The 15998-nt window shown below is 61.0% G+C and carries 14 protein-coding genes; 8 read left to right on the top strand and 6 right to left on the bottom strand.

What is annotated here, in order from left to right:
- Window positions 1-277: 277 nt before the first annotated feature.
- Entirely contained in the window at window positions 278-2689 is a 2412-nt protein-coding gene (locus AC07OG_RS00825; protein WP_495065998.1) for a penicillin acylase family protein, read from the bottom strand.
- A 103-nt stretch (window positions 2690-2792) separates the two neighbouring features.
- A complete protein-coding gene (locus tag AC07OG_RS00820) occupies window positions 2793-3374 on the bottom strand; it encodes a DUF6436 domain-containing protein (protein WP_495065997.1) in 582 nt (193 codons plus the stop codon).
- Between the two features lie 97 nt (window positions 3375-3471).
- On the opposite strand from AC07OG_RS00820, the gene bipL reads away from it, so the two are divergent.
- Complete coding sequence (gene bipL, locus AC07OG_RS00815) at window positions 3472-4419, top strand: phospholipase BipL (RefSeq protein WP_495065996.1); 948 nt, start codon at window positions 3472-3474, stop codon at window positions 4417-4419.
- 114 nt (window positions 4420-4533) lie between these two features.
- Here bipL and AC07OG_RS00810 read toward each other — a convergent pair whose 3' ends face one another.
- Window positions 4534-5286, bottom strand: a complete 753-nt coding sequence (locus AC07OG_RS00810; RefSeq protein WP_060542452.1) for a DUF2059 domain-containing protein — start codon at window positions 5284-5286, stop codon at window positions 4534-4536.
- Between the two features lie 108 nt (window positions 5287-5394).
- Here AC07OG_RS00810 and AC07OG_RS00805 point away from each other — a divergent pair, with 108 nt between their 5' ends.
- Window positions 5395-6027, top strand: a complete 633-nt coding sequence (locus AC07OG_RS00805) for a 2OG-Fe(II) oxygenase (RefSeq protein WP_495065995.1) — start codon at window positions 5395-5397, stop codon at window positions 6025-6027.
- 1 nt (window position 6028) lies between these two features.
- The gene (locus tag AC07OG_RS00800) at window positions 6029-6514 is read left to right on the top strand and encodes a 2-thiouracil desulfurase family protein (RefSeq protein WP_495065994.1); all 486 of its coding nucleotides are present in this window, start codon (window positions 6029-6031) and stop codon (window positions 6512-6514) included.
- A gap of 5 nt (window positions 6515-6519) precedes the next feature.
- Here AC07OG_RS00800 and AC07OG_RS00795 read toward each other — a convergent pair whose 3' ends face one another.
- Together AC07OG_RS00795 and AC07OG_RS00790 are read right to left on the bottom strand one after the other, a co-directional pair.
- Window positions 6520-7902, bottom strand: a complete 1383-nt coding sequence (locus AC07OG_RS00795; RefSeq protein WP_495065993.1) for a GTPase/DUF3482 domain-containing protein — start codon at window positions 7900-7902, stop codon at window positions 6520-6522.
- Entirely contained in the window at window positions 7895-9265 is a 1371-nt protein-coding gene (locus AC07OG_RS00790) for a DUF2868 domain-containing protein (RefSeq protein WP_495065992.1), read from the bottom strand. The genes AC07OG_RS00795 and AC07OG_RS00790 overlap by 8 nt, the downstream gene beginning before the upstream one ends.
- 85 nt (window positions 9266-9350) lie before the next feature.
- On the opposite strand from AC07OG_RS00790, the gene AC07OG_RS00785 reads away from it, so the two are divergent.
- The gene (locus AC07OG_RS00785; RefSeq protein WP_060542447.1) at window positions 9351-9863 is read left to right on the top strand and encodes a dihydrofolate reductase; all 513 of its coding nucleotides are present in this window, start codon (window positions 9351-9353) and stop codon (window positions 9861-9863) included.
- Between the two features lie 104 nt (window positions 9864-9967).
- On the opposite strand, the gene AC07OG_RS00780 is transcribed toward AC07OG_RS00785, so the two are convergent.
- The gene (locus tag AC07OG_RS00780) at window positions 9968-11359 is read right to left on the bottom strand and encodes an L-cystine transporter (protein WP_218423628.1); all 1392 of its coding nucleotides are present in this window, start codon (window positions 11357-11359) and stop codon (window positions 9968-9970) included.
- 241 nt (window positions 11360-11600) lie between these two features.
- On the opposite strand from AC07OG_RS00780, the gene AC07OG_RS00775 reads away from it, so the two are divergent.
- The 4 genes from AC07OG_RS00775 (at window position 11601) to AC07OG_RS00760 (ending at window position 15562) form a co-directional block, all read left to right on the top strand.
- Entirely contained in the window at window positions 11601-12656 is a 1056-nt protein-coding gene (locus tag AC07OG_RS00775; protein WP_218423629.1) for an HAD family hydrolase, read from the top strand.
- Window positions 12657-13101: 445 nt separating this feature from the next.
- Window positions 13102-13389: a DUF6124 family protein gene (locus tag AC07OG_RS00770; protein WP_060542444.1), complete on the top strand. Its 288-nt coding sequence runs from the start codon at window positions 13102-13104 to the stop codon at window positions 13387-13389.
- Window positions 13390-13715: 326 nt separating this feature from the next.
- On the top strand, window positions 13716-15191 hold the full coding sequence (locus AC07OG_RS00765) for a PAAR domain-containing protein (protein WP_082457570.1): 1476 nt from the start codon (window positions 13716-13718) through the stop codon (window positions 15189-15191).
- The gene (locus tag AC07OG_RS00760) at window positions 15188-15562 is read left to right on the top strand and encodes a hypothetical protein (RefSeq protein ID WP_156465519.1); all 375 of its coding nucleotides are present in this window, start codon (window positions 15188-15190) and stop codon (window positions 15560-15562) included. The genes AC07OG_RS00765 and AC07OG_RS00760 overlap by 4 nt, the downstream gene beginning before the upstream one ends.
- Window positions 15563-15998 lie beyond the last annotated feature (436 nt).

Here is a 15998-nt window from a genome sequence, read left to right as displayed (position 1 = left end):
CCTGTGGCCAACCCAGATACTTTGTAGGAGCCGGCTTGCTGGCGATGGTGGTTCAGCAGCATTGATGTCGACTGACACACCATCGCCAGCAAGCCGGCGCCTACAGGTTTCTATGCCATCCAGTGGGTTGTCCGGACGGCCTTAACGAAGCTCATCGGCCAGAACCCCGACTCCTGATCCCTAAGCGAATCTCTGGTGTGATTGCTGCCTGCGCTACACAGCAGACCCCTGTGGGAGCGGGCTTGCCCGCGATGGCGTCAGCCCGGCCAGCAAAGACCTACTGCGCAGCCCGCGCCGGCACCAGCCTCAACGTACTGCGTGTATTGGCCGTGACCTCTTCATCACTCAGATGCGCCTGGAAATACATCCCGTCGACATAGGCTTCGGCCTGATCGTCATAGTGGCTGTCGAACAGCACACCACTCTGACCAACCGGGTTGATGGTCAGGCTGTGGGCCGGGTCGGCGAAGTCGATCAGGCGCCGGGTCGAGGGGCCGTAGGTGACGGGCCACGGAGCCGGGCCGATCTTCGCCGAAAGGTTGTTCGGCACTTCATGACTGCCAGGGGCGGCGAATGGACCGACATTGAAGAACCGGTCCAGCGGTTTTTGCTGCCCCAGGGGATGGCCGTGGGTCAGTGTGTGGGCGTTGCCCCATTGCCATTGGGCAAAGTCCGCACCCAGAGTGGTCTTGAGGTGGGCGATGCTCGCCTGCCACGCAGCCTTCACGGTGTCGGCGCGGGTTTCCTTGCCGGGAGTGTCGCGGTTGTCCCACCATGGCGAATCTGCAGTGGCGGCCAGGCGCGGCAGCGCGGCGTCAATCACCCGGGTCGAGAGCAGGGTTTCGAAGAAGTCGTTGCCCAGTTCATCGTGCATTGCGGCGTCAGCCAGGTTGAACAGGAGCTGATTGAACAGCGTGGCGCTGGTCGAATCGAGCGGGTAGTCGCCTTGCCACAGGGCCAGTTGTTCCACCAGTTTGAGTTCAGCGGGATCGCTGACCACTTCACGCAATACCGGCAGCAGCGGCGCCAATAGGCGAGGGCCGTAGGCGGTGGTGGTACCCAGTTGCAGCTTCTGACTGTTTTCCAGGTCCCACTTGACGGCGTTGTCGCCCAGTTGGCGATCGAGCTGCTGGCCACGATCGGCAAGGTTGTAATAGCCGGGAATCTCCATGCCTGTTGGTGATAGCGGCTGGAAGTTGGCCGAGACAATGTAGCCCCGTGCCGGGTTTTCTTCCTGCGGGTTGGCGCTGAACGGGTAGAAGCCGTCCTTGTCCGCCTCGGCCGTGCTGCCGTCCAGGATGAACTCCGGGCGCACGCCGGCGGGACGCTTGGGTAATTGCGCAGCTGCCCACCAGGCGATGTCGCCTTTGGCGTTTGCCCACACCACATTCAGGCCTGGTGCATGGATCTTGGCGGCGGCGCTGCGGGCTTTGCTCAGGGTCTCGGCGCGGTTGAGCTGATAGAAGCCTTCAAGAATCGGGTTCTGGCTTTCCAGGAAGCCCCACCACATGGCGATCGGCGTGTTGCCGACGCTGGCACCCAGGGCGTCGTTCACGATCGGGCCGTGCGGCGACTGGCGCAGTACCAGCGTCACCGGCGCCTGGCCCTTGACCGCGATCTGCTGCTCGCTGGTGGTCATGTCCACCCATTCGCCGCGATACCAGACCTGGTTGGAGTTGTCCGGGTTGACCTTCTCGGCGATCAGGTCGAGGTCATCGTTCTGGAACATGGTGATGCTCCAGCCGAAGTCGCGGTTCATGCCCAGCGAAGCGAACGGCATCAGGGCCTGATAGTGGCCGTAAAGGTCGAAGCCCGGCGCCGAGAGCTGCGCTTCGTACCACACCGACGGCGCGGAAAAGCGGATATGCGGATCACCGGCCAGCAGCGGCTTGCCGCTTTGGGTGCGGCCGCCTGCGACGACCCAGGCGTTGCTGCCCTCGAACTGTGGCAGGCCATTGTCGGCCAGTGCCTGCTCGCTCAGTCGGGCGAGGGCATTGAGGTCTTTCCAGTCGGCATTGGCCAGTGGCGGCACGCTGGCGTTGTGATGGTTCGCCAGCACGCCCTTGGACTGCCAGCCGAGATCGAACACATCCAGATAGTTCGCCCCCAACTGATCGCGAACATAGGTCAGCAATGGCTCGGTGCGAAACGCCGCGGCAAAGCTGTAGGCCATGTAGCCGGCGATGCTGATGGTGTCCTGGGTAGTGAATGGGCGCTTGGGAATGCCCAGCACATCGAATTCGACGGGGCGGGCGTGGCTGTCCTGATACTGGTTGATGCCGTCCAGGTAGGCCTGCATGGCGATAAAGGCCGGGGTCGATTTGTCCAGGTTCGCCAGGTAGGTTTCGGCGCGCTCGCGAATGCGCAGGCTGCGCATCAATTTGTCGGTATCGAGCAGTTTCGGCCCGAGCACTTCGGCCAGCTCGCCGCGGGCAAGGCGACGCAGGACTTCCATCTGGAACAAGCGGTCCTGGGCATGCACGTAGCCGAGGGCGCGGTACAGGTCGGTTTCGTTCTCGGCGCGAATATGCGGGACGCCGCGTTCGTCGTAGCGAACGGTGACCGGGCCTTGCAGGTGTTGCAACTGCATCGTGCCCTGGCGTGACGGCTGCTTGCTGTAGAGGTACCCGCCGGCACCGGCGGCGAGGACAACGATCAGAAGAACAAGCGCGATCAGGCTACGTTTCATGAAAACTCCTTGTTGTTATTGTGTTCCCTGGTGCCATTGTTTATCACGGCCCGACTCTTTGGCGCATCGCCCATAGGAGGGATTCGTTTTGCCGTGCTTGTCCCTATTTCGCCGGATCGACCGGCCACGGGCAGTAACAGCCCACAGCCAGCGTATGCGTGGCACTCACCGCACGGCCTTCATCCAGCGCTTGCAGGATCGGTTCGATGAAGCTGTTGCTCGAGTTGCAGGTCAGGCCTTCGCTGTAGGGGCCGAAGTACGCCAGTTTGCCGCTGCGATCCCAGATCGCCACGGCCGGGCTGGCGGGAATCTGTTCGGAGCCGGGCAGGACGGTGATGGATTTGAGGTCGCTCAAGGTGTTGGGTAACTGGCCATGGCTGCCGGGCTTTTGTACCGCATAGAACTCCACGCCATGGGGCTCATAGCGCTCGACCAGTTCGCTCAGGTGTTGTTGGTTGCCGACGTTGCACGGGCAGGCCGGGTCCCAGAAATGCACCAGGCGGATGGCGCCGGGGCCGGCGAGGTTTTCCGGAAGGCGCAACGGGTCGCCGGAAAACACTGCGGTATGCTCGCTGAAGGCACGCAGGTAACGCCCTTGAAACCAGTCGTAAGCCGCCCACAGCACCCCGGCGCACACCAGGGCGAGCAGGCTGGCAAACAAAGTGGTGCGGTAGGGCGAGCGCATGGGTATCAATCCTCGAAGGCCGCCCAGCTTGCCATGCTTGCCGCTACAGATGAATATCGCAGGTCTATAAAGTCCGTTTCATGCTCTGGAATTGTTCATGTCTGCCACTTTTGACCCTGATGATTTGCGTGCCAGCCTGCGGCCACTGGCGGCCATGCAGCCGTTATCGGCGCAGGCGCAGGCCTATCAGCGGTTCTACGGGCTGGATTTCGCGAAGCGTCAGGTTCGCAGTGGCCTGGGGCGCTTCGAGGTCGATGGTTATGAACTGGTCAGCCAGTTCTGGTGGCCGGAACGGGCGAAGGCGACGCTGTTTGTCTTCCACGGTTTCTACGACCACACCGGGCTTTACCGGCATGTGATCGAGTGGGCGCTGGACCAGGACTTTGCGGTAATTGCCTGCGACCTGCCGGGGCATGGGCTATCCAGCGGCGAGCGCGCCAGCATCAAGGATTTCGCCGAGTATCAGGACACGCTGCAAGGGCTGTTTCGCGAGGCGCAGTCCCTTGATCTGCCGCAGCCATGGCACCTGTGCGGGCAAAGCACGGGCGGGGCGATTGTGGTCGATCACGTGCTCAATGCCGGTGCGAGCAGCCCGGCCCAGGGCCAGGTGATTCTGTTGTCACCGCTGGTGCGGCCACGGGCCTGGGGTTGGTCGCAGCTGAGTTATTACCTGCTCAAGCCTTTCGTCAAAGCCATTGCCCGGCGCTTCAGCGAGAACTCCAACGACCCGGCTTTTTTGCCATTCCTGCAGGCCGATCCATTGCAGCCGCTGCGTTTGCCGACGGCCTGGGTGGGCGCGCTGTCGCGCTGGATCAAACGCATTGAAGCCGCGCCCCTGAGCACTCGGCGCCCGCTGATTGTGCAGGGGCAGGCGGACATGACGGTGGACTGGCAGCACAATCTGCAAGTGCTGCGCGGCAAATTCGATCGGCCGCAGGTGTTGATGTTGCCAGAGGGGCGGCATCATCTGGCGAATGAGACGCTGGTGATGCGCCAGGAGTATTTCGGGTTCTTGAGCAAGCGGATCAAGGGCCGCAATTCTTAGCGACAGCCAGGGCCTCTTCGCGAGCAAGCCCGCTCCTGCATTGGATTTGTGATCGACGCAGATCCCCTGTGGGAGCGGGCTTGCTCGCGAAAGCTATTTACAAGGCGCCGAAGATCATTGGGTGAGATTCGACGAACTCTGCCCCACCGCCAACCCCGCCCGAATCGCCGCCAGGGCCGCCTGGTAATACGCCTGGCCTTCAGCCGACTCGGCAAAGGTGGCGAATTCTTCCAGTTCGTTGTCCGACAGGTCGCGATACACATACAGCAGCGTGTTGTTCAGATCGCTGCCAATCTGGTCCATCAGGCGCTGGCGCTGTCCATTCAACATGCTTTGGGCCTGACCGGTGCCAAGCAAACCGGGGATCATCGAACTCAAGCTGTCCGCAGCCACGCCGGCAATCGCCAGGCTGACTTCCGCGCCGGCCTCGCGAGCAGGCAGGGCCTGGGCCAGGTGACCGATAATCAGCATACGGCTGTCGCTGGCCTGCATCTTCGGCAAACCCTTGGCATTTTTTGCCAGTTGGTCGCGACGGGTCGCCAGCAACTCGGCGGCGACGACCTTCTTGCCCAGGGGCGACTGAAAGAAGGTCAGCGCCGGTTTCGGGTTGGCGAGGTTCTTGCGCAACTGCGCTTCGGCACGCTGGTCCACCGCATTGGCAGCAAAGCGTTGATTGCTGTTGGTAAGCAGCGCCTGAAATACCGCCGGTGGCAGGCTGCTCTGGTAGCGTTGCTGAGCGGCTGAAAGGGCGTCGGTGAAATGCGCGCGTTGTTCCGGCCAGCCGGCGACCTTGTACAACTGGTCATGGCCGTCTGCCCAGGCGGGCAAAACGCAGAGCATCAACAGTGATAAAAGCAAACGGCGCATAGGGACTCCTGTCAGCAGGCGACTATTCTCCGTGTGGCATCCCTACTTGTCGAGAATTCGTATCAACCCGCTGCGTGGCTCTGTCGGATTTCCGGGCACAGGAATACTATGCGCGCCATGCAAATATCCTCTGATCACCCGCTGCTGTTACGAATCGTCGACGACCTGGCCGAGCACGGCTGGTCGCAGCAGAATATTTTCCTGCCCCTGGATCTGACCCGGGCACTGGCGGCCGAGTGCCGTAAACGTGCCGCCGAGGGTGAACTGTCCCCGGCCGCCGTGGGCCGCGGGCCGACGTCGGAGATCCGCGAAGGGATCCGTGGTGATCATATCCAGTGGATCGATCCCGGTCAGGCCGAAGCCTGCGACAGCTACCTGAGCCTGATGGACAGCCTGCGCGAGGCGATCAATCGTGGCTTGTTTCTGGGGCTGGAGGATTTCGAAAGCCATTTTGCGATGTATCCGCCCGGCGCCTTCTACCTCAAGCATGTCGACCGCTTCCGCGATGACGACCGGCGTATGGTCTCGGCGGTGGTTTACCTCAATGACGCCTGGTTGCCTGAGCACGGCGGTCAGTTGCGCATGTACCTGGACAATGACCGAGCCTACGACGTGCAGCCTATAGGTGGTTGTCTGGTGGTGTTTCTGTCGGGTGAGGTGCCCCACGAAGTCCTGCCCGCGACCCGTGATCGCCTGTCGTTGACCGGCTGGTTCCGTCGCCGTGGCAACGAGCCGTTCTGAGATGGAAAAGATTTTGGTCAGTCGCTGCCTGTTGGGCCACCGCGTGCGTTATGACGGCGGGGCGAGCGGGCCGTTCGATCTGCTGCAACTGTGGCTCGACGAAGGCCGGGTAGTGCCGTTGTGCCCGGAAGTGGCCGGTGGGCTGCCAACGCCACGGGCGGCGGCGGAAATTCCCGGGGGGCAGGGCGCGCAAGTGCTCGACGGCCGGGCGCTGGTGATCACCACTGAGGGCGAGGATGTCAGTGCGCAGTTTCTGTCCGGAGCACATCAAGCGCTGGAACTGGTGCAACAGCACGGCATCCGCATCGCCGTACTCAAGGCCAACAGCCCGTCCTGTGGCAATCTGCTGACCTATGACGGCACGTTCAGCGGGGTCAAGGTCAGCGGCGAAGGGGTGACGGCGGCGTTGCTCAAGCGCCATGGCGTGCAGGTGTTCAGCGAGCTGGAACTGGCCGAGGCTGCCCGGGCACTGGCTTTCCTGGGCTGACCTGGCTACTCAAGGATCTTTGCGGCCAGCGCCTCAACCTGTTCCTGTCGCTCGGCCTGATTGAGCTTCGCGTGCGGATTGAGCGATGACCACTGTGGGTGCGCCCGGGCCTTTTTCAGGGCTTCGGGCAGCTTGCCTTCGCGCCAGGTCTTGTCCTGAGGCGTGGCCACTTGGATGCTGTCCAGCGCCGCGTGTCCTCGGACATTCAACGCCTGCAGCAGTTGTCGCTGGCGCAGCGCCAACAGGCGCAGCACGTTGTCATCGACCGTGAGTTCGCGCTGGCCCTTGATCTTGCCCATCAAGCGGCTGCCGTAGCTTCGCGCGGTTTGCAGGGCGCCGCCGGCGATAGCCCCGGCCAGTGCAGCGGCGCCGAGGGTCAGGCCGCCGACCAGCAGGTCGACTCCGGCTCCCGCAGCCGCCCCTGCAGCGATGCCGCCACCGACCCGCACGCCCAGTAGCTTGAGGGTTTCCGGGTTGAACAGGTCATCGCCCCAACGGCCATCGAGCAGCGGCAAGTCGCTGGCTGCGGCGTCCTGCGGGCGGAAGGCGTAGAGCTTGAGCAAGGCCTCGACGCAGCGCTGTTCCCGTTGGCGCACGGCTTTGCGCAGTTCGCCGATGGCTTGCTGCTCCTGCTCGACGTCGCTGACCACGCTGCGCCGGCAGGCGGCACAATCGATCAGCAATTCGGCAATCAACCGCGCCGCGCTTTGCTGACGAGCCAGGCGTTGAGCCTGTTGATCGGCGATCAGGCGTTCCAGTTGCGGCCGGGCGCTTTCCAGCAGCAGGGCGAGGCTTTCATACAATCGGCGCTCACCATCCTCCGGCGGGGCGACGCTGTCGAAGCGCACCAGGGCATGCAAGCCTAGTCGTGCCAGGGCTTCACGCCACGCAGGCTCGCGGTGGTTGGCGCTGCTGACGAAATTCAGCACCGGCAGCAGCGGTTTGCCACAGCCGGCCAGCACCTCCAGCTCATCGCGGTACTTGGCCAGCACTGGTTCCCGGGCGTCGATCACATAGAGACCGGCGTCAGAGGCCAGCAGTTGCCGCAGCACCTTGGCCTCCTGTTCGAAGCGTTGCCGGGCTTCGCTGCCATCGAGGAAGCGCGCCAGCCGCGCCGGACCGTCGAGGCGTTCGCCGGGACGTTCCAGGCGTTCGAGGTAATCGAGCAGGGCGATGGCATCTTCCAGGCCGGGGGTGTCATAAAGGTCGAGCAGCGGCTCGCCATCCACCGACAGGCGCGCGCCTTCGACATGCAGTGTGGTGCTGGGGCGGTGAGAGACTTCACCGAAGCCGACGTCCCGGGTCAGGGTACGCAGCAACGAGGTTTTGCCGACATTGGTGTGGCCGACCACCGCGAGCTTCAGGGGCTGTTTCCAGGCATTAGTCATGACCGGTCTCCAGCCAGTTCATAGGGGCACTGTCGGCGAACGGCAATTGCAGTTGTTGCAGCGCCACGTGCCAGTCGCCCAGACGCTCGGCGTCCAGTGCTTCGCCAGGGGGTGCCTGCAGCAACCAGACCCGGGTAGCGCTGGCGTTGCGCGCCAACTCGGCGATCAGTGCCAGGCTGCCGCGATCCGGCGAGCGCCGCGGATCGCAAGCGATGGCCAGGCGGGCAGGGGGAAAGCGGCTTAATTGTTCAAGGAGTCGGTTGCGCGATTCGCGGCTGTCGAGGATGCCGGCATTGCTGACGTTTTTCGGCAGTTGCGGCGGCCATGGGCGTTGATCGTCCAGCTCGATGGCGACGAGCAGCGCACCATCGCTTTGCTGGTCACTGACACCGCTCTCCACGCGGTGCAGTTGAGCCGGTGCCGCATCGCTGACACCCAGACGCTCACTGGTGGGCATCAGCCGTTCACGCAATTGGGCGTAACCGGGCAGGTTCAAGTCCAGATGCAAGGCGGCCTGCCCGGCTCTCCAGCGCCACAGGCAAAACCCGGCGAGCACAAGACGCGGCACAACGCCGTAGACCAGCAGCACGCCGACCAGCCATGCGGCCCAGGCCTGGCGGGCGCTTTCGATATTCAGGGCAGCGTCGCCACTGGCGCGGATCATCTCTACGGTGGGCACACTGAAACCGAGCAGGGCCGGCAGCGCGCCGAGGGCCTGGGTCACGGCAATAAAGGTATCAGCACCGAGGATGGTCGATTCCCAGACAAAGCCGTAACGCCGGGTCGCCATCAGAGTCAGCAGGATCACCAAGGCGCTGAGCATCGCCAGTAACCACAGACTGTTGACCAGCACGCCGATCGCCCAGCGATTGAGTTTCTGTCGTTGCAGCAACAGCAGCAACGCCGGAGCCAATTGGGCGGCTTTGGCATCGCGAGCGAATTTTTCGCTGAGCCACAGCCACAAGCGTCCCAGCGTTGCACCGTGCTCGCCGGCAAACACCAGGCCGAGCGCCCAGCTCAGCAGCAGAATCAGGTTCAGCCCGAGCAGGCTGCCCAAGGCCCAGAACACGTTCACCGGAGTCTGCCCGTCGCCCAGTGCGGCAAACGCCAGGCCGGCGCCGCTGATCACGGCCAGCGCCGCCAAGACCAACAATGCCAGCCGCGCACCTTGCAGCCAGTGTTTCAGGGCGTCGGCCAGACCATCGCGCTCGGCCAGCCATAGGGCCCGGCGCAAAATGCGCGACGGCAAATCGCCGCCGGCGCTACGGGCCAGTCGGTTGGCTTCAAGGTCCTCCAGGGGGCCGGCGAGCTCTTCGCGCAGGCGAATGGTTTCTGTCAGCCAGAGGTTATTCAGTTCAGTCACGCGGCATTCCGTCGCTTAATCGAGCTGTGAGCATAACCGCTGTGGCGCTTATCGGCGAAAGCAAGGCTCTGGTATCCTCGCCGACATGACTAAATCACTCCCCCTCAGCCTGATCGCAGCCCTCGGTGAAAACCGCGTGATCGGCGTCGACAACAGCATGCCCTGGCACTTGCCGGGGGACTTCAGATACTTCAAGGCCACCACCCTGGGCAAGCCGATCATCATGGGTCGCAAGACCTGGGATTCCCTCGGTCGGCCGCTACCGGGCCGGTTGAACATCGTGGTCAGCCGCCAGGCGGATCTGGTGCTGGAAGGCGCAGAGGTTTATCCGTCGCTGGAAGCGGCAGTGATTCGCGCAGAAGAATGGGCGAAGGAACAGGGCGTCGATGAGCTGATGCTGATTGGCGGCGCGCAGTTGTATGCGCAAGGGTTGGCTCAGGCCGATCGCCTGTATTTGACCCGCGTGGCGCTGAGTCCGGAAGGGGATGCGTGGTTTCCGGAGTTTGATTTGGGCCAGTGGAAACTGGTGTCGAATGTGCCGAACCCGGCTGAGGGCGACAAGCCGGCATATAACTTCGAAGTCTGGGAAAAAGCTTAAGAGCTTCGCGAGCAAGCCCGCTCCCACAGGGGATGTGTGTCGTTCACAGATCCAAGGTGGGAGCGGGCTTGCTCGCGAAGGGGCCTACTCAGTGGCTGCAAAGCTTAAGCGTGAGCCAACTCCGAATGCTCATCCGCATCCAGTAGTTCTTTGTCCGTCTGCTGCATCACCTGGCTGGTAATCGCCCCGGCCGTGATCGAACCACTCACGTTCAACGCCGTACGCCCCATATCAATCAACGGCTCGACCGAAATCAGCAACGCCACCAGTGACACCGGCAAACCCATCGCCGGCAGCACGATCAATGCGGCAAACGTCGCGCCACCACCGACACCGGCCACGCCAGCCGAGCTCAAGGTCACAATCGCCACCAGCGTCGCGATCCACAGCGGGTCCAGCGGGTTGATGCCCACGGCTGGCGCCACCATCACTGCCAACATGGCCGGGTACAGGCCGGCGCAGCCATTCTGGCCGATGGTCGCGCCGAATGAGGCAGAAAAACTGGCGACGGACTGTGGAATGCCCAGGCGACTGGTCTGCGCTTCGATGCTCAACGGGATCGTTGCCGCGCTCGACCGGCTGGTGAAAGCAAACGTCAGCACCGGCCAGATCTTGCGGAAGAAACGCAGCGGGTTGATCCCGGCGGCTGACACCAACAGCCCGTGCACGACAAACATCAGGCCCAGGCCAATGTAGGACACCACCACGAAACTGCCGAGCTTGATGATGTCTTGCAGGTTGGAACCGGCGACCACTTTGGTCATCAGTGCCAGCACGCCATACGGGGTCAGCTTCATCACCAGGCGCACCAGACGCATCACCCAGGCTTGCAGGGTGTCGATGGCATTGATCACTTTCTGACCTTTTTCCACGTCATCCTTGAGCAATTGCAGGGCCGCGACGCCGAGGAACGCGGCGAAGATCACCACGCTGATGATCGACGTCGGCTTGGCCCGCGCCAGGTCGGCGAATGGATTCTGCGGAATGAACGACAGCAGTAACTGCGGCACATTCAGGTCAGCGACCTTGCCCGCATAGTCGCTCTGAATGGTTTGCAGGCGAGCCATTTCCTGGGTGCCGGCTACCAGGCCCTCGGCGGTCAGGCCGAACAAATTGGTCAGGCCGATACCGATCAGCGCCGCGATGGCGGTGGTAAACAGCAGGGTGCCGATGGTCAGGAAACTGATCTTGCCCAGGGACGAGGCGTTATGCAGGCGGGCCACGGCGCTGAGGATCGAGGCGAAGACCAGCGGGATCACGATCATTTGCAGCAACTGCACATAACCGTTGCCGACCAGATCGAACCAGCCGATCGAGGCTTTGAGTACCGGATTGCCGGCACCGTAGACAGTGTGCAGGGCCACACCGAATACCACGCCCAGCACGAGGGCGAGCAAGACTTTTTTCGCCAGGCTGAATGTAGTGTGGCGGGTTTGCGCCAGGCCAACGAGCAGGGCCAGGAACACCAGCAGATTGAGGATCAGCGGCAGATTCATGAAAACTCCGAGTGAGACTTGTGCTGGCTGCCTTGGGGGGCAGCTGCGAACCGGCAAGCCTAACAGCTTGAAAACTAAAGATTTAATATCAAAAGCGTAGGGTGTCCGTCGTTTTTGGAATAAGCGGATGTCGCTGTCGGGACAGCAACTGGCGCGATAGGGACGCAGGCGGTCGCTGACAGACGGGAGCTGTCACACTTATTTGTTAGCGTCGATGTCTTTAAATCAGGGAGATTTTCCAATGAAGTTCGCACCGAAGTTTTTGGCCTTGGCGCTTTGCATCGGCCTCGGCGGCCAGGCATTCGCGACCGATCTGAAACACTGGCCTGCCGATCAGGCCAAGGCGCTGGACGCAATGATTGCCGCCAACGCCAACAAAGGTAACTACGCGGTGTTCGACATGGACAACACCAGTTACCGCTACGACCTTGAAGAGTCGTTGCTGCCGTTCATGGAGAACAAGGGCCTGATCACCCGCGACAAGCTCGACCCCTCCCTGAAACTGATTCCGTTCAAGGACACCGCCGACCACAAGGAAAGCCTGTTCAGCTACTACTACCGCCTCTGCGAACTCGACGACATGGTTTGCTATCCATGGGTCGCCCAGGTGTTTTCCGGCTTCACCCTGCAGGAGCTCAAGGGCTACGTCGATGAAATGATGGCGTCCGGCAAACCGGTACCGGCCACTTATTACGAAGGCGACGTGGTCAAGAAACTCGACGTCAACCCGCCGAAAATCTTCACCGGCCAGCAAGAGCTGTACAACAAGCTGATGGAGAACGGCATCGAGGTCTACGTAATGACCGCCGCTTCCGAAGAATTGGTGCGCATGGTCGCGTCCGATCCGAAGTACGGCTACAACGTCAAACCGCAGAACGTGATTGGTGTGACGTTGCTGCTCAAGGACCCCAAGACCGGCGAACTGACCACCGCACGCAAGCAAATCACCGCCGGCAAATATGACGAGAAGGCCAACCTGGGCCTTGAACTGACCCCGTACCTGTGGACCCCGGCGACCTGGATGGCCGGCAAGCATGCAGCGATCCTGACCTACATCGATGAGTGGAAAAAACCGGTCCTGGTCGGCGGAGACACCCCAACCAGCGACGGCTACATGCTGTTCCACGATGTGGACGTAGCCAAGGGTGGCATCCACCTGTGGGTCAACCGCAAAGACAAATACATGACCCAGATTAACGGCATGATGGCCAAGCACGCCGCGGCACAGGCCAAAGAAGGGCTGCCGGTGACGGCGGACAAGAACTGGGTGATCGTCAAGCCGGAAGAGATTCAGTAAGACCGCGGCGCTGCCTTCGCGAGCAAGCCCGCTCCCACACTGTATCTGTGAACGACGCAGATCCAGTGTGGGAGCGGGCTTGCTCGCGAAGAGGCCCGTCCGGGCAATGAAAGCCTCTGTTTGATCGGCTTCTTCCTACAGTCACAACCTGCACGTTCTTGCGTAACGGACTACGACTACTTCAGAATCCGCCGACTTGTGCGCCTGTTTGGCGGGTTCTATCTTCTCCGCGTCGCTGCCCATCAGTGATCGGGTTTGGTAGCCCGGATTTTCCAGGCGCATGACTACACCGTCAGCAGGTTTTTCGACTCTGCTTTTATGGTGGTCATGCGTAGGGCGCTCTCGAGCGCGCCGGCTCCCTGGACCGGTCTACCAACCTGCGTATGGCTGCCACCTTTCGTTTGGTAGCGAAGGTGATAGCTCCCTGTTTCCAGGAGAATCATCAATGCTCAAAATTACCCCCGATCCCCCAAATACCGACAACCTGTCCGCCCACATCAACACCACCCCGCGCAAACCCAGCCGAACATTCATCATCGCCCCCGGCCTCGACACCGAAACCCTCCTGGCCCACGCCTGCGAATCCCTCGCCTCGGCCAATGTCATGGCCAGCGATTTCGCCGCACTGCTCGAAGGCACGCAACGCAGCACGATGCTGGGCATTGCCCAGGTCATCATGCTGGGCGAACTGGCGGTAAATCAGGCGCTGGATAACCTCGACCCGCAGGGTTAGCGCAAGCATCGCCCGGACGAATGCTTTCCTGTAGGAGCGAGCATGCTCGCGAAGGACGTCAACGATAACGCTGGAAGCCTGATTCGACGGGGCACCCTCAGGTTTTTCGCGAGCATGCTCGCTCCTACAGGGGGATTGGCGTAAACAAATGTGCCCCGCACTCGCCGGGGCACTTTTATTGCGGCGAATCCTGGCGTATCGCGAGCGCACCGACTTCCACACTCCATTTCAGAATCAACCTACATCAATCAAAGAATGATCTGATTTTTCCTCCGTATCGCCTCTTCTAGCGTGTGTCCTTTCGATCCGACAAGGGCACATTTCGCATGAAGCGCTACAACATCACAGTCGGGGCTAAAACCACCGTCGGCGGCACGGTCCTCAGCGGGTGGCATCGCGGCGACATCAATGGCCAGGCCATGGCCCGTGAAGGCGATGAAGTCAAATGCCCGGAATGCGACAGCACCGGGACAATTATCTGTGTCGGCCCACGCCTGTCGGAAGATTGGGAAGGACGCAAGCCCGCGCTGGATGGCGACCTGTGCAAGTGCAAGTGCGATCCATCGCCCAAGCTGATTGCCAACCAGACCATCAGATGCCAACAGATTGAAGCCGGCACCGTTGCGCCGCCTGCCCGAGTCGCCGCGCAATCCGTCAAGCCGGTCGAAGTACCTCAACCAACCGTTGAACCGCGCACATCCGGCTACGCACCGCCGCCGAGCCCTCCTGTAACGAGCTACAGCGAGCAGCCGGGGCAGGTCTGCCAGAATCTTTGGCGCAGCTACCAGCAAAGAGCCGAAGCCATCGTGGCGCCGGGCGGCGTCCTGATCTCCGACCCAAAGGCGCGTAATCGTGCGATCAATGCGGCATACGCCCGATTGTGGCTGGAGGATCAGCGCTTCCAATGGGCGGGTCTCGCGGCGTTCGCTTCCAAGCAGGTGGGTTGCGGGTTGTTGCATGCGGCGGATTCGATCGAAAAGATAGAGGCAGAAAAGGAGGCAAAACAACGGCGGGTGGAGGCGCATAGGAGAAAGCCCGCTGGCTTGTTCGGTTGGTTCAGCAAGAGCGAAAGGCAGACCACAGCACGCGAGCTTGAGCAGGCTGAACGAGATTACGAGCAGGCCCGCAACAACAATCCGACGTGGTGGCTCGACGTGCGAAGCCCGAACCAGCCGTTGTCGCTCGTGCAGGAGCAACTCAAGTACGTGCACGACATGCTGGCGCTGGGCAATACCACGCTGTTTCTGGATGTGTTTCCGCTACATGCTTTTTATAAAGAACGTGGGTTGTGGGCGTTCAAGACATGTCTGGAGTCACGTCATAAAATTTATGGGCATGATCAATATCCGGTCCTGTGGCCGATTGAGCAGGAAAGATTGGAATTTGGCTATGACCACAAGGAAATCCTGCAAGCTTTCGAAGCCGTCGAGGCCGGCAACATTGCCGAAAGTGTTGTGCATCTGGCTTGGCACGAACAGAAGAACATCCTGCAGCCATCGATGTACAGCGATGTGCAATTGGTACGCTTGCTACGTGGCAACCATCTCTCCTACGTCACGAACTTCCCCTCCGGTGCTGCGGCAGCGGTCGAGCTGACACTGGCCAGTCAGTGCCACCCCAGCGAAGATGGTCGCACCGTTGACTTCAGCAGCGATTACTCTGCCAATCTGGCTGATATCCATCAACGCATGACCTTTGTGCTCAAGGCGGCGACGCAATTCGATGAGCTCCTACGGCGCTCTGATCGCCCACTGATCGAACAGGGGATTCTCGATATAGCCGCAGGCCGGGGCGTGCGATGAATCCGCTGCGACGCATGAAGTGGCGACGGAAGGTTTTAGCCATTGCAGTCGCGGCTCTGCTGATAATGGCGGTGATGCGAGCGCTATCGGATAAGCCGGAAATTGCGCTGGTGATCGACGAACCATGGGAAGCCATGCGCCTGCGCTCCAGCGCGGCCATCGATCCGGATTTTCCTGGGTACTCCTGGTTCAGTACTCCCAAGTCCGACGCACGCCTACATTTTATCGACGACCAACTCGGATTTTTGACCCCGCTGGCTCGTTTTTTTACGGTTAGTTTCGATCGTAATGGGTTAGTCAGAAGTCTGCGAATGTCCCCGCAAATCGAGCCGCTGTTACTCGACGTTCCACAGAGGAGCGCTATCTCATAAAACTACAAGTTGCCAGACCATGGGTAAATCCTTGACTCGCTCATCGAAGGTCTGAGGGCGGCGGGAGCCCATATCAGTCCGAGAATTTATGCGGCTCGAGCTTTTTTAATGGAGTGGATATACATGGTGCTACGCATATTTTGGCCAGTTATGTATCTAATCGGAGGTGTCTTACCTGCTTTTGGATTGGCCCTGCTAAGCTCGGTCTTTATGATGTTTGGTGAAGCCTTCGGTATTTTGATCGGCCTATTCGCATGGTCTGGGACTGTAGGGCTTGCTCTTGCGGCACTGAATAGACCTAGTGTTACAGGATATTACAGTAGGCGCTTTATATCGTTAATGTTAATAATGGGGCTGGTAGCTATCACCCCTCCGTTAGTAGGCTCACTAACCCATCCCAGCAATAAAATTTGGTTTAGCGTGGCAATGATTAGTC

This window comes from Pseudomonas sp. GW821-FHT09H03, from assembly GCF_059415945.1.
This window is presented reverse-complemented; position numbering and strand designations above follow the sequence as displayed.

Bases quoted from the DNA above. Each gene is read 5' to 3' on its own strand.
- AC07OG_RS00825 (WP_495065998.1), bottom strand. From the start codon at position 2,689: ATGAAACGTAGCCTGATCGCGCTTGTTCTTCTGATCGTTGTCCTCGCC.
- AC07OG_RS00820 (WP_495065997.1), bottom strand. From the start codon at position 3,374: ATGCGCTCGCCCTACCGCACCACTTTGTTTGCCAGCCTGCTCGCCCTG.
- bipL (WP_495065996.1), top strand. From the start codon at position 3,472: ATGTCTGCCACTTTTGACCCTGATGATTTGCGTGCCAGCCTGCGGCCA.
- AC07OG_RS00810 (WP_060542452.1), bottom strand. From the start codon at position 5,286: ATGCGCCGTTTGCTTTTATCACTGTTGATGCTCTGCGTTTTGCCCGCC.
- AC07OG_RS00805 (WP_495065995.1), top strand. From the start codon at position 5,395: ATGCGCGCCATGCAAATATCCTCTGATCACCCGCTGCTGTTACGAATC.
- AC07OG_RS00800 (WP_495065994.1), top strand. From the start codon at position 6,029: ATGGAAAAGATTTTGGTCAGTCGCTGCCTGTTGGGCCACCGCGTGCGT.
- AC07OG_RS00795 (WP_495065993.1), bottom strand. From the start codon at position 7,902: ATGACTAATGCCTGGAAACAGCCCCTGAAGCTCGCGGTGGTCGGCCAC.
- AC07OG_RS00785 (WP_060542447.1), top strand. From the start codon at position 9,351: ATGACTAAATCACTCCCCCTCAGCCTGATCGCAGCCCTCGGTGAAAAC.
- AC07OG_RS00780 (WP_218423628.1), bottom strand. From the start codon at position 11,359: ATGAATCTGCCGCTGATCCTCAATCTGCTGGTGTTCCTGGCCCTGCTC.
- AC07OG_RS00775 (WP_218423629.1), top strand. From the start codon at position 11,601: ATGAAGTTCGCACCGAAGTTTTTGGCCTTGGCGCTTTGCATCGGCCTC.
- AC07OG_RS00770 (WP_060542444.1), top strand. From the start codon at position 13,102: ATGCTCAAAATTACCCCCGATCCCCCAAATACCGACAACCTGTCCGCC.
- AC07OG_RS00765 (WP_082457570.1), top strand. From the start codon at position 13,716: ATGAAGCGCTACAACATCACAGTCGGGGCTAAAACCACCGTCGGCGGC.
- AC07OG_RS00760 (WP_156465519.1), top strand. From the start codon at position 15,188: ATGAATCCGCTGCGACGCATGAAGTGGCGACGGAAGGTTTTAGCCATT.